Raw genomic sequence first — 14,270 nt, forward strand, 5'->3', positions numbered from 1 at the left:
CGTATACCGTCGGCCCGCATGGCTTGTTATGAGCCCGGGGACCCATTCAAGACCCCAATGTCACCGCCCGGTCCTCGTTGCCGGGCGGCGGGCGTCACTTCTTCAGCTTCCGGGACCGGACAGCGCGAGCCCTTCTACGCGTTCGTCCCGGACCGGCTCCGGGGCGGCGGCGGCCTCGGCTGCGGGCCCACGCCAGACCCGGGCGACGGCCAGGACCGTCGCGGCCACCAGGATGAGATTGCGTGCTACCAGCACGGCGGTCCCCACGCCCTTGCCCGCCATGACGTCACTCCAGAGGAGCGGGAATTCCAGCTGCGTCAGCGCGGTGGCCACCAGAAGCAGCACCAGCACGGGCCGCTGGCGGGTGCGCGGATCCACCGCGCATACGGCCCCGATGCCGAGCAGCCAGATCAGGTACTGCGGTGACAGCACGCGGCTGGTGACGACGGCCACGAGCACGGCCGCCAGCACCGCGTCACAGCCGAAAGCGGGGGTCCACCGGCGCGGAGCGTGCCGCCAGACCGCGACCGCGAGGAGGACGAAGGCCACGAGATTGACGACGACGCTGGCGGTCGCCGCCGTGGCGATGCCCGGTCCGACCAGCTCCCACGCCCCGTACCGGAGGCGGCAGACGCCCTGCCATCCGAAGGACCGGGCCACCTGGAAGGGGGTCGCCGCGAGCGCTTCGACCTCGAGCCCGCGGCCCTCCTGCTGCTGCAGAAAGCCCCAGGCCCCGTCGACGGTGCCGGCCAGGATCGCCAGCACCAGGGCGGCGGTCACCGCGAACGCCGCGATCGTCTGGACGGCGGCGCGGCTGCGCGGCACGGCCAGGAGCAGCAGCACGGGCCACACCTTCAGCAGGGCGCCCACCGCCGCCAGCGTTCCGAAGATCCGCCTCCTGGAGATCACCAGCAGGGCGAGGACCACGGGCGCGGTGGCGAACAGGTCATAGCGGAAGTAGACGATCGGGCCGAGCAGAAAGATCCCGGCCACCCAGTACCAGGCTCCGCTCCGTGGGCGCCCCTTCCACATCAGCATGCGCAGCACCAGCAGGTCCACGGTCAGTGCACCGAGCATGAACATGAACCCGTAGACGCCACCGCCGCCGAAGATCCTGGGCAGCACGAACACCAGCGCGGAGAGCGGCGGGTACTGCCAGCTGGGGTCGTCCCCCGGCAGGTGCCCGGTCACCAGGATCCGGCTCCACTCCTCGTAGAGTTTGACGTCGCCGAGGATGCCCAGCCGCAGGTAGACCGGCACCAGCAGGATCACGACCAGCAGGACACGGGACAGCACCCAGCCGGCCATGACCTTGTCGCGCCACTTCGTACGCAAAGCGCCCACCATCCTCATCGCCGCACGAACACGGACGCGGTGGCGTCCTGGTGCACCCGGGTCCAGCCGTCGGCCTCGCCGAGGATCTCGCCGAGCGGGGTGCGGACCGGCCACACCACGACGTCGATCCGGTTCCGGTCGAGCAGGCCCCGCCACTGCGCCCGCCCCTGCACGGCCTTCATGTAATCGACCGTGAACGGGACGGGGTACATGTCGAAGCGGTCGTCCATGAAGACCCGCTGGCGCGGCCAGTAGGCGTGGATCACATACGCGCCCCACTCGTCGGTGGTGAGGAGGCGGTGACCGAGCAGGCCGCGCTGCTCGACGGCCCGCATGCCCTGGACGGGATACTTGCCGAGAGCCAGGCCCGGCTCCGACGCCGCCCGCTGACCGATGACCGCGGCGAACACCAGCAGCGACGGCACCAGGGCGAGCCAGGTCCAGGCGAGACGCCTGCGCGACGGCGCGGCGGACGGCCGCTCCCCCAGCAGCCGGGCCGCAATCGGCAGGCAGACCAGCGGCGTCACCGCCAGGTTGCGCAGCGCCCAGAACCCGAGGAACAGGAAGGGGATCGCCACCACCAGGTCGCGGCGGTCCGGGCGCGGTTCGGCCCGTGCCAGCACGACAAAGAAGATCAGGACGAACAGCGCGAAGGCGATCCCCATCGGCGCCCGGAAATCCGGCGACTTCCACTCCTGGACGTAGTCGAGCGCCTCGCCCCGCCCCATCAGCTCCAGCGGGAACAGCAGGAGCCGGACGCCGTAAGGGTTGACGACAGCCGCGCCGAACGCGAGCAGTGTCCCCTGCAGGAGAGAGAGCTCCCGGGCCCGCCAGGGCGGCGCGCCGTCCCACCAGCGGCCGGCCAGGTGCAGGGCGAGATACCCGAACCCCAGCATGAAGGTCCCGTGCGTGTTCACCCAGAACCACATCAGCAGCGGAACCGCCACGCGCGCGTGCCGCCCGGCGAACGAGTCCGGCAGCTCGACGATCCACACGAGCGCCAGCATCGCCGCCACCCCGAACAGCAGCGGCCGCTCGGCCCAGAGCATGGCCGACACCGCGACGGCGGGCAGGACGAGCGGCCCGGTGCGGCCGCCACCGCGGGCCCGGGTGGCGAGCCGGGCCGCCAGGACCGCGATGACCGCACCGGTCAGGCCGTTCACCAACCGGATCGCGACCGGGCCGGCGGACCGGTCCAAAAGGGCGTACAGGACCTCCGCGAGCCAGGACTGGGCCACCCAGGAGATGCCCGGGAAGGTGAACGAGTAGATGTCGTGGTGCGGGATTCCGTGGTCCAGGATCCAGTGCCCGGTACGCAGGTGGATCAGGAAGGAATTGTCGTTCAGGCGGCTGAGACCCGCCACCCAGCCGAAGGTGGCCCAGATGACGGTCGACGGAAGGCGCCCGATCCACCCGGAATTCAATGCACGCCGCTGCCCCTTTGCGGCGGCCGGGCTTTCCGAGGGCGCATGGACGGTGGCCGCGGCGCTCACCCGGCTGCGCGCGTCATCGCCGCCGGGCCGACGGCACCGGGAAACGACTCATGATGGTACACAATCGACAATCAAACTAGGCGCTGCCTGGAACCGCGTGGGCCTGCAGACCCAAACACGGGCCCAACCCTGCCCGCACCGCTTCTGCCTTGCCGTGCCCGCGGCCCCTCTGATACGCCTCGGTCCGCCTCCCTCCGCCAAGGAGAACCATGCCGTCGACCGCAGACGAAGCCGCTCTCGAAAAGCCGCCGGAGCCCACCGCCGAGAACACCGGGTCCCGGCTGCGCCGGCTACCCGCACCCGGCGTCGGAGCGCTGTTCACGGTCGCCATCGCGATCGGTGCGTGGCTCACCCAGCTGAGCCCGCTCCACGACAATTCGTTCCTGCTCCACCTGAAGACCGGGCATTGGATCCTCGGCCATGGAATCCCGCACCACGACATTTACTCGTTCACCGTGCCCGGTCACGAATGGGTCGCGCAGTCGTGGCTGGCCGAGGTCGGTTACGCGGCGGCCGACCGGGTCGCGGGCGCCGCCGGGATCAAGATGCTGAACGGGCTGCTCGCGGCCGCCATCGCGATCCTGGCCTATCGGCTCGCGCTGCGGCTGACCAGGCACGCCGCCCGCGCCGCGTTCCTCACGGCGGCATCGGTGGGAGCGTCGTTCCCGTTCTGGGAGAGCCGGCCGCTGGTCTTCGGCGTCCTGCTCCTGGTGGTGCTCCTGTGGATCGTGGAAGTGCCCGGCTCAGTGCTCGGCCGGCGGGCCCTCATCACCGTCCCGCTCGTGCTGTGGGCATGGGCGAACCTGCACGGCACGTTCGTCCTCGGGTTCGGCTACCTCCTGCTCCACCTGCTCGGGCGCAGAGCGGACGGCCATCCGCTCCGGGCCGGCCGTGAGCGTGCCCTCGCGTTCGGCGGCCTGCTCGGCTTCGCACTGTGCTTCGTCAACCCCTACGGGTACCGCCTGGTGTTGTTCCCCTTCGAGCTGGCCGGGCGGGGCGGCATGCTGCAACGCGTCGTGGAGTGGATGCCGCCGAACCTGCGCACACCGCCCGGGGTGCTGTTCGCAGTGTGGCTGGTGGCCTTCCTCGCCATCATGTTCCTGGCGCGCCGCCGGCCGACCCGCGCCGATGCCCTGGTCGCGCTGGTGTTCCTGGTGCTGGCCCTGTGGGCGCAGCGCAACATCGCGCTCGCACCACTGGTGGTGCTGCCGATCGTCGCGCGCCTGTCGGCCGTGTCCGAGCTGCGCGACCGCGGGCGGGTGCTGAACACGGCGCTCATCGCGGTGCTCGTCCTGCTGGGCGGGCGGGCGGGCCTGTCCATGCTCGGCGGGCCCGGCTACGAGCTGACCACCGCCTACCCCACCAAGGCGATGCGGGCGGTGCAGGAGAACGGGCTGCTCGGGCGGCGGCTGCTCACCACCGACACCTGGGCGGCCTACGTGGTGCACGCCTACTGGCCGCGGCAGCGGGTCTTCATCGACGACCGCTACGACATGTACCCCGTCGGCGTCACCGAGGACTACCTCCGGCTGCTGGACGGGGCGCCGGACTGGCAGGAGATCCTGGACCGCCACCGCGTCGAGGTGGTCGTCTGGCCCCGGCCGGCTCCGCTGAGCCGGTATCTCGGCGCGGCGCCGGGCTGGCGGCGCGTCGCGGAGAATCCGGTGGCCGTCGTGTACGCGCGGCGATGACCTGCGTCCGGTCCTCCGGGAGCACGCTCCGGAGGACCGGACGGTCGTCGTCAGCCGACCGCGATGCCGTCGATCTTGGCGAAGTAAGGCACTTCGACCGAGACCGCCGAGACCTCCGGCGGCAGCTTGTACAGCGCGGTCAGCGTCAGCTGCTCGCCCTGCCCCACTTCCTTGAGCCTGGTGTCGAGCGCGGCCATCCGGGGGGCGACGGCGACCCCCCGGTCGTCCTTGAGGACGCGGTAGCGCTTGCCGCCGGCGGACAGGACCACCCCGCTCAGGCTCTCCCACTTGTAACCGTCCCCGGGAGGGGCGGTGAAGAGCGAGTTCACGTTCAGGACGGCCGGGTCGTCGTTGTGCACGGTCATGGTGAGCGCGGTGTAGCCGTCGGCGGCGCGCTGAAGCCTGTCGACGGTGACCTTCGCCTTCTTCGGCCACGCGCCCGTCCAGCCGGGGGGCAGCGGTGAACCGGCGATCGTGCCGGACGCCTGCGGCCCGGCCGGGCGGCCGGCCCCGGTCGCGGCCGGCTGCGGCGCCGGCTTCGGGCGGGTGAACGTGACCGAGACGCGCCGGTTCTTCGCCCGTCCCTCGGCGCTGTCGTTCGGCACCAGCGGCTCGGTGGAGCCGTGCCCCTTGCTCTCGTAGCCGACCCCGGGCCGCGTCACCAGGGTCTTCAGCTTGGCCTCGACGCTCTGGGCGCGGCGCTCCGAAAGGGGCTGGTTGATGGCGTCGTTGCCGCTGTTGTCGGTGTGCCCGTCGATCTTCACCGTGGTGCCGGTCGAAGCGTCGATCTTCTTGGCGACGTCGGCCAGGATCGTCTGCGCCCGCGGGCTGAGGTCGGCCTTGTTCAGGGCGAACAGCACGTCGGAGGAGATCCGCACCCGCAGGTCCTGCCCGGAGTCGTCCTCGGCGCCGGTGTCGTTCTGCGTGGTCGCGATCACCGGGATCACCCGGGGCGGGCGGGTCTCGGTGGTGGCCGCGTCGACCGTCTTGCCGGAGTCGTCGACGGGGACGGTGCCGTCGGCGCGGGTGCCGACCGCGACGTCGAAGAAGGGGGCGGCGCCCGGGAACAGCACGGTCATCTTGCCGACCCCGGGCTTGGGGGGCGGGAAGGCCGCCGCGATGTCCCAGCTGGCGCCCGCTGCGACTTTGGGGAAGTTCGCGCGGGTGCACAGGCATTCCTTGGCGGAGCTCACCAGCGGATAGTGCAACTGCGAGGCGCCGCCGTCGAAGAGCGCGATGCCCGAGACCGCGTTCGAGTCGAAGGTGCCGACGTCGCGTCCGTCACCCGCCTCCGCGCTCAGCATGCTTCCGAAGTCGAGTGGCTGCGCGCTCTGGTTCACCACCCGCATCCTGGCGACGACCGCCTTGTCGGCCACGCGTTCCAAGGCCAGCAGCTCCACCCTGGCCTGCGGATCCTGGAACAGCGGCTGTGAACCCAGCACCCCGTTCTGCGGGGCGGAAGCGCCCGTCGAGGAACCGGTTGCCGGCGGTTTGCCCTTCTTGTCATCGCCGCCGCAGGATGTCAGGACCAAGGCCAGCGCACCCGTCAAGGCCGCGGTGCGAAGAAAAAGAGGCTTCATGCCCATGATGTTTCCTCCTCGAGCAATATTCCGCCAACCCGCCTGCAATACGAAAACGCGAAGGTGGAGCACCGGACGTTCCCGGTGCTCCACCTTCGCGTTGTGTGTTGCTTTTTGCGTTGCTTTCGGTCAGCCGCCGGACTTGGTGCCGTTGTCCCAGACCTGCTTGACGGCGCTGGAGATGTAGTTCTTGATGGTGGTGCCGACGTCGGAGGTCGCGAGCGCGAGCGCGATGACGGCGATGAGCAGAACCACCGCGATGTAGGAGACGGGGCCCTCTCCGCGGTCGTCCCGGTCCTTGGTCGGCATCATGGTGACCATTCGCGCGGAAAGCCACGCAGTGGATGTGCTGATCGGCTTCATTTTCCCTCTCCCACGTATTCGGCTCCGCCTTTCGAGTACTAATGTAGGGAGAGTGGAAGCACGTCCCCAGGGCCTGCAGGCCCAACCTGGGCCCATCGTTCGGGCCCATTAGCGGTCCCTCGCCGTGGTGCCCAGCCAGTTGGCGATCGCGGCGGCCCTGTTGGTCACGGCCAGTTTCGCGAAGATGCGGTTCACATGGTTCTTCACCGTCTTCTCGGTGAGGAACAGTTCCCCGGCGATCTCCCGGTTGCTGCGGCCCCGCGCGATGAGGTCCATGACCTCGGACTCGCGGGCGGACAGGCCGAAGCCCTGCTGGCCGGGCGCGCGGACGGCCAGCGCCGGCTGCGTCTCCTTCATCGCCGCCATCAGCGCGGACACCGCGACCGGGGAGAGCGGGTTGCCCTTCCCCGAGACCGTGTCGCGGACGGCGGCCGCGAGCTCCTCGGCGGTGAACGTGCCGTGCACCAGGTAGCCGCTGGCGCCGTGGCGCACCGCGGCCCGGATCGTCTCGGCGTCGTCGGTGTAGGTGAGCATCAGCACCCGGGTGAGGGTGCTCAGCGTGCGCACCGCCGTCAGCCCGTCGACCAGCGGCATCCGCACGTCCAGCAGCACCAGGTCGGGCCGGTGCCGTTCGGTGAGCTCGATGGCGTGCGCGCCGTCGCCGGCCTGCCCGACGACCCGCACCTCGCCCGTCGACTCCAGCAGGGCGACCAGCCCCGACCGGACGACCGGGTTGTCGTCCGCCACCACGACGCTGACCTGACTCATGGAACTCTCCAGCTCGTTCAAGCGGCCTCCAGCCGCGGCGAGGACTCCGACCGCACCGAGGGCACCGTGACCGTCACCGTGGTGCCGGCGCCCGGCTCCGACAGCACGGCCAGGGACGCCCCGATGGTCGTCGCGCGCTCGCGCATACCGACAAGTCCGTAGTGTCCGCCCCGCAGGAAGTCACCGAGTTCACCGTCGAAGGCGAAGCCGCGCCCGTCGTCCCGGACGACCAGCACCACCTGGTCCTGCTCGGCGGCCAGCCGCACCTCCACCGAACCGGCCGCGGCGTGCCGGACGACGTTCTCCAGCGCCTCCTTGAGGATCGCGATGACCTCGTAGCGCACCCGCATCGGCAGCTCGGCGTGCGGATCCGCCGTCACCGAGGCGGCGATGCCCGAGTCGCGGCCCCAGGACGCCACCACCTCGCGGCACGCCTCGGCGAGCGGATACTCGATCACCTCGTCGCGCAGTTCCTCGATCAGCTGCCGGGCCTCCCGGGCGGCGATCTCGGCGGCCGCGGCGATGTTCCTGGCCTCCTGCTCGGCGCGGTCGGGGGCACGGGACATCCACGAGGGCAGCGCGACCGCCGACATGGCGATGCCGCGCAGCGTCTTGGCCAGCGAGTCGTGCATCTCCCGGGCCAGGCGCGCCCGCTCGTCCGCCGCGGCGACCGCGACCTCGGCCCGGCGGCGCGCCTCCTCCAGCCGCGCCTGCTCGTCGAACAGCCGCCGCAGCCCCATCCCGATGAAACCGGCGATCGGGTAGAACGCCGGGATCGCGATCAGCGTCTGGAAGGCGAGCGTGGACCGGCCGCCGGCCGCGGCCGCGTAGTAGAGCAGGATCTGCAGCCCGCAGACCAGCAGCATGCCCTGCCAGCGGTACAGCAGCCCGGCGACGGCCGCGGTCAACACCGTGAACAGGAAGAAGGGGCCGAGCACGTCACCGGCCTCGAGCACCGCGTAGGAGACGAACACATCGAACCCGATCAGCACCGGCTGCCGGAGCAGCCAGGGCACGATCTGCCCCCAGGCGAACAGCGCCAGCGACGACAGCAGCGCGACGCCGATCACGATGAGGAAGCCCCCGACGGCCCGGTCGTCCCACGGCACCAGCAGCAGCGAGACGCACGCGATGAGGATGCGCGCCTGCATGAGGAGCCGGAACGCCGCCCCCACGCGGGCGCCGGCGATCTGCTCAGCCGAGGACACGACCGAGAGACCCGTCCGTGCCGTACCACAGCATCGCCACGATCAGCAGCATCATCGCGGGGAGCATGAGGAACGTGACGATCAGCGTGATCTGCGGGTCCGCCCGCTGCGCCCGGCGCCGGGCCTGCTGGAAGGCGTCCCGGCGCATGTCCACGGCGATCTCGCTGAGCGCGCGGGCCAGCGGGGCGCCCAGCTCCTCGGCCTGCAGGATGGCGGTGACGAAGCTGGACAGCGACTCGCTGTCGTTGCGCTGCCGCAGCTCCTCGAAGGCGCTGCGGAACGAGGTGCCCAGCTCCATCTGGCGCAGCGCGGTGCGCATCTCGTCGGCGAGCGCACCCGGCATGCTGTCGGCGACCCGGGCCACCGCGTGCCGGAAGCCGAGGCCCGCCGAGACCGTGACGGTCAGCACGTCCAGGAAGTCCGGCAGCGACTTCTGCAGCTCCTGCTGGCGTTCGCGGGCCAGGTTCCACAGCACGATGTCGGTCTGCACCAGGCCGACGATCAGCATCATGACGCCGATGACCAGATGGCCGGTGATGACACCGATCATCGCGCCGCCGCCGAAGATGATGACCGTGCCGGCCTTGTTGGCGGCGTATCCCTCCAGGGTGAGCCCGCTCGGCCGGCCCGCCCGCTCGATGCGGCGGCGCAGCCGGCCCCGGCCGGCCGGGCTGATCATGCCGAGCACCGGGCCGGAGAGCGGCCGCCCGACCGGGTTGATCACTGAGCCGAACGGGCCGAACTCCGGCGCCTTGGCCGCCTTGGCGACCACCACGGCCTCGGCCGCGGCGGGCTTGCTGTTCTTCATGGCGTAGCCCCAGACGAACAGGAGCACCATGAGGGCGGCGGCGAGCGCGATGAGCAGGGGCATCAGACATCGATCCTTGTCATCCGGCGCACCAGCAGCAGCGCGGCGGTGAACAGGCCCAGCACGACCACCAGGATGATCTGGCCGGCCAGCGAGGAGGTCATGCGGGCGAACATCCCGGGGTTGAAGATCGCCATGCCGAGCAGCAGTATGCCGCCCATGCCGCCGATCGCCCAGCCCGCCACCACCGACTGGCCGAGGATCGTCTTGATCTCGCGGCGGGTCTCCTTGCGCTCCTCCAGCGTGGTGGAGATGGTGCGCAGCGAGGTGATCAGCGAACCGCCCGAGCGGGACGACACCACCAGCGTGCTGATGAGGACGGCCAGCTCCCGGGACGGCAGCCGCTCGCGCAGGTCGACCATCGCCTCGTCGAAGCCCTGGCCGAGCCGCAGCGCCTCGGCGGTGCGGGCCAGCTCGGTGCGGGCCGGGTCGTCCAGCTCGTCGGCGGCCATCTCGATCGCGGTGCGGATCGACAGGCCGGCCGACGCCGCGTTGCCGAGCACCCGCGACAGCTCCGGAAGCTGCCCGACGAACTCTTCGCGGCGCCGGTCCTCCTGGTGCCGCAGGTAGGTGAACACGCCCGCCCCGGCACCCGCGGCCAGCACGACGCCGAGGAACGGCGACAGGAACTGGCCGAGCACCACGATGATGAGCAGGGCGCCGCCGCCGAGGCCGAAGACGAACACCGACAGCCGGATGCGCATCCCGGCCGCGAGCAGCCGCCGGGAGACCTGGCGGCCGAGCTGGGTACGGCGCAGCCGGCTGTCCCAGCGGTCCAGGAACGTGGCCATCCGGCGGTCCTCGTAACCGCGCGAACCGCGGTTGGCGAGCGCGGCCCGCTGGTCCAGGCCCCGCCCGAACTCCCACGCCGCCCACACCACCAGCAGCAGCACCCCGAACAGGACCAACAGGATGGAAGGAAGATTCACCTCGGACCTCCGTTCTGCGTGCTCGGGACGAATGCCTGGGGCACCGCCTCACCCGCGTAGACGAGCCGGTTCACCAGCTCCGGCGGAAGCGGCGCGTGCACGAACCGGCCGTGGACCCTGCGGTCCAGGCCGACCGGCTGCGACTCGAAGCGCATGATGTTGGCGAGCCGGACCGACTCGCGGCGGGCGGAGACGGTCACGCCGACCTCGCGGACGCGCCGCGCCCCGTCCGCGCCGCGCTCCAGGTAGACGATCCCGTCGATGGCGTTGCCGATCTGGTCCCGGACCGCCTCGTAGGGGACCTTCACCTCGCTCATCGAGGCCAGCGTCTCCAGCCGGTAGATGGCGTCCTCGGCCGAGTTGGCGTGCACGGTGACCAGCGAGCCGTCGTGACCGGTGTTCATCGCCTGCAGCATGTCCAGCGTCTCGGCGCCGCGGACCTCACCGACGATGATGCGGTCGGGCCGCATGCGCAGGGAGTTGCGCACCAGGTCGCGGATGGTGATGGCGCCCTCCCCCTCGATGTTGGCGGGGCGGGACTCCAGCCGGATGACGTGCTCCTGCTGGAGCTGGAGCTCGGCGGAGTCCTCGATCGTGACGATGCGCTCGTGCGGGGGGACGAACCCCGACAGCGCGTTGAGGAAGGTGGTCTTGCCGGTGCCGGTACCGCCGGTGACGACGAGGTTCAGCCGTGCCCGCACGAACGCGGCCAGCAGCATCGCCGTCTGCTCGTCCAGGGAGCCCTTCTGCACCAGCTCGTGCATCTGGTAGGGGCGCGGGAAGCGCCGGATCGTCATCACCGGGCCGATGAGCGACAGCGGCGGGATGATGACGTTGACGCGCTCGCCGGTGGGCAGCCGGGCGTCGACCATCGGGCTGGACTCGTCCACCCGGCGGTTCACCTGCGCCACGATGCGGTCGATGGTCTGGTAGAGCTGGGCCTCGTTGGCGAAGCCCAGGTCGATCTGGGTGACCCGGCCGCCGCGCTCGACGTAGACCTGGTCGGGGCCGTTCACCATGATCTCGGTGATGGTCGGGTCGGCCAGCAGCGGCTCCAGCACGCCGAGGCCGAGGGCCTCGTCGACGATGCGGCGGATCAGCATCGTGCGTTCGCGGGTGGACAGCACCGGGCCCTCACGGGTGAGGATGTGCGCCATCACCTTCTCCAGCCGGGCCCGCCGCTGCGGCAGGTCCAGCTGGGCGAGGTCGTCGAGGTTGATCTCCTCCAGCAGCCGCGACCGCCAGTGCGAGATGTTCGCCCCGGTGTTCTGCCGGTCGCTGACGGCGTCGTTGTCCAGGCGGTTACGCAGTCCCATCGTTCACCCTCCGACCGGCATCTCGACGCGGCGCCGGACCTCGAGGTCGACGGGGACGCCCTTGGCCAGCACGGGCACCTTCGCCCAGATCTCGCACTCCATCCGGTCGCCGACCTGCACCACGCGCACCGTGTGGAAGTTGATCCACCCGGGCATGACGCGCTCGGCGGCGGCCTGGCCCGCGAAGGCGCCCTCCATGCTGCCGACGCGGGCGCCGGTGCGGGCCGCGTCCTCCACCTTCTCGATCGTGCTGAAGGCGACGTAGGCCTCCAGGCAGAGCACCAGCACGAGCAGGAAGAGCCCGATGACGGACATGTACTCGGTGGCGGCGGTTCCGCGGTCTCGCCTCATCCCTCCCCCTCGTAAACGATCTTCGTTCGCGCGCTGACCTTCAGCGGCAGCAGAACCCCGGGGAACAGCAGCGGGGGGCTGATGGTGACGCGCACGTACCCGCAGTCCTCGTCGATCCGCACCACCTTCTGGGCGTCGCAGATCGGGCCGGTCGGGTAGTGCACGTCGATGTTGTCCTCGTCGGCCCAGGCGCCCGCGATCCGTTTCACCGCGGCCTCCTTGACCTCGTTGTAGTCGCCGCCGACCGCGGCGACCCGGGCCCCCTCGTTGGCGGCGTGGCCGGTGTAGGTGGCGGCCATGCCGAGCAGGAACACCTCCCACACCAGCAGCACCGTCACCAGGATCAGCGGCAGGACGCCGGTGAACTCGACGATGCCGGCGTCCGACCTCAGTGCCGCGGTCCGGGGGCCCTTGTTCACTTGTCCGCCGCCTTCCCCTTCCGGGTCCCGCCGCCGGGCTCCACCGGAAGGATGCCGAGCTCGCCGCCGAGCTGGATCACGGCGCGATGGAAGGCGTCGTCGTCGACGCGGGTGAGCGCACCGTTGTTGATGGACTTCTCCAGCGCGCGGAACGCCGGCGGGATCGTCGCCTTGGTCATCGGGATGCCGAGGATGCGCGCGGCGAAGTCGGGCTGGATCTCGTTCTTGCGGCTCTGCCGGGTGAGCACGACCGACACCTCGTCGGCCTTGCGCACCTGCAGCCGGCCCCACAGGTGCGCCACCCGCTTGGCCGCGCGGAGGCAGGGCAGATCGGGCATCACGGTGAGGGCGACCTGCTCGGCCATCTCGACCGCGGTGACCGCGCCCTCGGTCATGAAGGCGCCGCAGTCCACGATGATCACTTCGTAACGGCTGCGCAGCGCGCCGAGGATCTGCCGGGCGGCCAGGGAGGTGACGTCCTCGGCCCGCTCGCCCTCGGCCGGGGCCAGCAGCACGTGCGGCCCGGACTCGTGGACGAACAGCGCGTCGGCCAGCATCGCGCCGTTGATCTCGGCGGCGACGTTGACCAGGTCGGCGATGCTGCGGCGGTGCACCAGGTCCAGGTAGCTCGGCACGTCGCCGCACTGCAGGTCCATGTCGACCAGGCAGACGGTCCGGCCCGCCTGGGCGGCGGCGACGGCGAGCAGCACCGCGAGCGTGGTCGTGCCGGTACCGCCCTTGGCGCCGGCGAGCGCCACGAGGCGGCCGCGGCGGCCGGAGAACTCCTCGGCCGACGGGCCCGTCCCGCCGAGGAAGCGGCGCATCCCGCGGGACCACTCGGCGACCGCGACCAGCCGCGCGTTCAGCTCCTCCAGGCTGGGCGAACGGCCGAGCACGCCGCGCGCGCCGGCCTCCAGGGCGCGCGAGAGCACCTCCTCGTCGACCCGGCCGCTCAGCAGCACCGCCGCCAGGTGCGGGCGGCGCATCGCGATCTCGCGGATGAGCTCCTGGCCCGGCTGCGGGCCGATCTCCTCGTCCACCAGGACGACGTCCAGCTCGGGGTGCGAGCCGACGATGCCGAGCACGTCGCCCGAGCCGCTCTCGACCCCGGCGACCTCGATCTCGGGAAGCTCGGAGATCTGCATCCGCAGCTGGCTCGCGAGCTCCTGATCCGCGGTGCCGATCAGAACCCGGATGCTCATTTACCCGCCTGGGGGGTCTCGCAGAGACGGTTGAAGGGGGGCTTGGCGTCCTGGGCCCCGCCCACCAGCGCCAGCCGCACCTTGCGGGCGAAGCTCTCGGCGTAGGTGAGTTTCAGGGTGTCGTTGCTGGTCAGCGCGAAGGTGACGGGCAGCGCCGAGCCGGAGGACGCCCGGCCGGTCTGCGGCTGCTGCTTGCCGTCCGGCGTGATCGCCTGGACCTGGCCCACGTTGATGACCTGGACCCGGTTGAGGATGCGCACCGCACAGGCCGCGGTGACCCGCCCGCCGTTCTGGGTGGACTCGAAGGAGGCGTACACGTCGACGATGGAGCCGTTCATCACCTTGCCGGCGACGCCCGTCTCCGCGTCGATCATGATGGCGATCTCCCGCTGGCCCGGGCGCAGCGAGGGAGCGTCCAGCATCATGCCCTGCTGAAGATAGGCACCGGCCGGGATGCTGCCGGCCGCGACCTTGCCCTGCAGGTCGGCGATGTTGGTGACGAAGGCGGAGTTCGCCCACTTCTTGGGGATCTGGGTCTGCCGCACCGAGGCGGCCGTCACCGGCTGGAACGCCTCGACGTTGCTCTGCACCTGCAGGATCGTGGTCATCTCGCCGACGGCGGCGTCGGCATCGGCCTGCACCTTGCCGACGTAGCCGACAACGGTCACGAAGACGAACACAGCCCCCAGGGCCGCCAAGATCATCAGTAGCACGCCGCGTCGCTGGCGGGGGTTCATGTGACTCCGT

14 protein-coding genes are annotated in these 14,270 nt (G+C 71.0%); 1 reads left to right on the forward strand and 13 read right to left on the reverse strand.

Translation table 11 applies throughout. From position 1 onward, the window contains the following. Positions 1 to 102: 102 nt before the first annotated feature. Together ACRB68_RS09415 and ACRB68_RS09420 are read right to left on the reverse strand one after the other, a co-directional pair. Positions 103 to 1,335: a glycosyltransferase family 87 protein gene (locus ACRB68_RS09415; protein WP_194293225.1), complete on the reverse strand. Its 1,233-nt coding sequence runs from the start codon at positions 1,333 to 1,335 to the stop codon at positions 103 to 105. Positions 1,336 to 1,349: 14 nt separating this feature from the next. Beyond that, complete coding sequence (locus ACRB68_RS09420) at positions 1,350 to 2,699, reverse strand: hypothetical protein (protein WP_153531722.1); 1,350 nt, start codon at positions 2,697 to 2,699, stop codon at positions 1,350 to 1,352. 338 nt (positions 2,700 to 3,037) lie between these two features. Between ACRB68_RS09420 and ACRB68_RS09425 the strand changes: the two genes are divergently transcribed. Beyond that, the gene (locus ACRB68_RS09425) at positions 3,038 to 4,519 is read left to right on the forward strand and encodes a hypothetical protein (protein ID WP_153531723.1); all 1,482 of its coding nucleotides are present in this window, start codon (positions 3,038 to 3,040) and stop codon (positions 4,517 to 4,519) included. A gap of 50 nt (positions 4,520 to 4,569) precedes the next feature. Here ACRB68_RS09425 and ACRB68_RS41100 read toward each other — a convergent pair whose 3' ends face one another. From ACRB68_RS41100 to cpaB, 11 genes are all read right to left on the reverse strand, one after another. After that, positions 4,570 to 5,961: an OmpA family protein gene (locus tag ACRB68_RS41100; RefSeq protein ID WP_328593962.1), complete on the reverse strand. Its 1,392-nt coding sequence runs from the start codon at positions 5,959 to 5,961 to the stop codon at positions 4,570 to 4,572. A 267-nt stretch (positions 5,962 to 6,228) separates the two neighbouring features. Beyond that, on the reverse strand, positions 6,229 to 6,411 hold the full coding sequence (locus ACRB68_RS09435; protein ID WP_153531724.1) for a hypothetical protein: 183 nt from the start codon (positions 6,409 to 6,411) through the stop codon (positions 6,229 to 6,231). 159 nt (positions 6,412 to 6,570) lie between these two features. After that, positions 6,571 to 7,230, reverse strand: coding sequence for a response regulator (locus ACRB68_RS09440; protein ID WP_153531725.1), 660 nt, complete (start codon positions 7,228 to 7,230; stop codon positions 6,571 to 6,573). 17 nt (positions 7,231 to 7,247) lie between these two features. Continuing rightward, a complete protein-coding gene (locus ACRB68_RS42420; protein WP_153531726.1) occupies positions 7,248 to 8,438 on the reverse strand; it encodes a sensor histidine kinase in 1,191 nt (396 codons plus the stop codon). Further along, the gene (locus tag ACRB68_RS09450; RefSeq protein WP_153531727.1) at positions 8,425 to 9,309 is read right to left on the reverse strand and encodes a type II secretion system F family protein; all 885 of its coding nucleotides are present in this window, start codon (positions 9,307 to 9,309) and stop codon (positions 8,425 to 8,427) included. The genes ACRB68_RS42420 and ACRB68_RS09450 overlap by 14 nt, the downstream gene beginning before the upstream one ends. Beyond that, the gene (locus ACRB68_RS09455; RefSeq protein ID WP_328593963.1) at positions 9,309 to 10,235 is read right to left on the reverse strand and encodes a type II secretion system F family protein; all 927 of its coding nucleotides are present in this window, start codon (positions 10,233 to 10,235) and stop codon (positions 9,309 to 9,311) included. Before ACRB68_RS09455 ends, ACRB68_RS09450 begins: the two co-directional genes overlap by 1 nt. Then, positions 10,232 to 11,551 (reverse strand): CpaF family protein, encoded by a 1,320-nt coding sequence (locus ACRB68_RS09460; protein WP_153531728.1) that lies wholly within the window; start codon positions 11,549 to 11,551, stop codon positions 10,232 to 10,234. Before ACRB68_RS09460 ends, ACRB68_RS09455 begins: the two co-directional genes overlap by 4 nt. Before the next feature lie 3 nt (positions 11,552 to 11,554). Further along, entirely contained in the window at positions 11,555 to 11,902 is a 348-nt protein-coding gene (locus ACRB68_RS09465; RefSeq protein ID WP_153531729.1) for a TadE/TadG family type IV pilus assembly protein, read from the reverse strand. Next, positions 11,899 to 12,321, reverse strand: coding sequence for a TadE/TadG family type IV pilus assembly protein (locus tag ACRB68_RS09470; protein ID WP_153531730.1), 423 nt, complete (start codon positions 12,319 to 12,321; stop codon positions 11,899 to 11,901). Before ACRB68_RS09470 ends, ACRB68_RS09465 begins: the two co-directional genes overlap by 4 nt. Next, a complete protein-coding gene (locus tag ACRB68_RS09475) occupies positions 12,318 to 13,523 on the reverse strand; it encodes an AAA family ATPase (protein ID WP_153531731.1) in 1,206 nt (401 codons plus the stop codon). Before ACRB68_RS09475 ends, ACRB68_RS09470 begins: the two co-directional genes overlap by 4 nt. Beyond that, positions 13,520 to 14,260, reverse strand: coding sequence for a Flp pilus assembly protein CpaB (gene cpaB, locus ACRB68_RS09480; RefSeq protein WP_153531732.1), 741 nt, complete (start codon positions 14,258 to 14,260; stop codon positions 13,520 to 13,522). The genes ACRB68_RS09475 and cpaB overlap by 4 nt, the downstream gene beginning before the upstream one ends. Positions 14,261 to 14,270 lie beyond the last annotated feature (10 nt).

Source organism: Actinomadura macrotermitis (assembly GCF_009604375.1).
GTDB classification, from domain to species: domain Bacteria; phylum Actinomycetota; class Actinomycetes; order Streptosporangiales; family Streptosporangiaceae; genus Spirillospora; species Spirillospora macrotermitis.

Coding starts and splice junctions, on each gene's coding strand:
- ACRB68_RS09425 (WP_153531723.1), top strand. CDS start 3,038: ATGCCGTCGACCGCAGACGAAGCCGCTCTCGAAAAGCCGCCGGAGCCC.
- ACRB68_RS09435 (WP_153531724.1), bottom strand. CDS start 6,411: ATGATGCCGACCAAGGACCGGGACGACCGCGGAGAGGGCCCCGTCTCC.
- ACRB68_RS09440 (WP_153531725.1), bottom strand. CDS start 7,230: ATGAGTCAGGTCAGCGTCGTGGTGGCGGACGACAACCCGGTCGTCCGG.
- ACRB68_RS09450 (WP_153531727.1), bottom strand. CDS start 9,309: ATGCCCCTGCTCATCGCGCTCGCCGCCGCCCTCATGGTGCTCCTGTTC.
- ACRB68_RS09460 (WP_153531728.1), bottom strand. CDS start 11,551: ATGGGACTGCGTAACCGCCTGGACAACGACGCCGTCAGCGACCGGCAG.
- ACRB68_RS09465 (WP_153531729.1), bottom strand. CDS start 11,902: ATGAGGCGAGACCGCGGAACCGCCGCCACCGAGTACATGTCCGTCATC.
- ACRB68_RS09475 (WP_153531731.1), bottom strand. CDS start 13,523: ATGAGCATCCGGGTTCTGATCGGCACCGCGGATCAGGAGCTCGCGAGC.
- cpaB (WP_153531732.1), bottom strand. CDS start 14,260: ATGAACCCCCGCCAGCGACGCGGCGTGCTACTGATGATCTTGGCGGCC.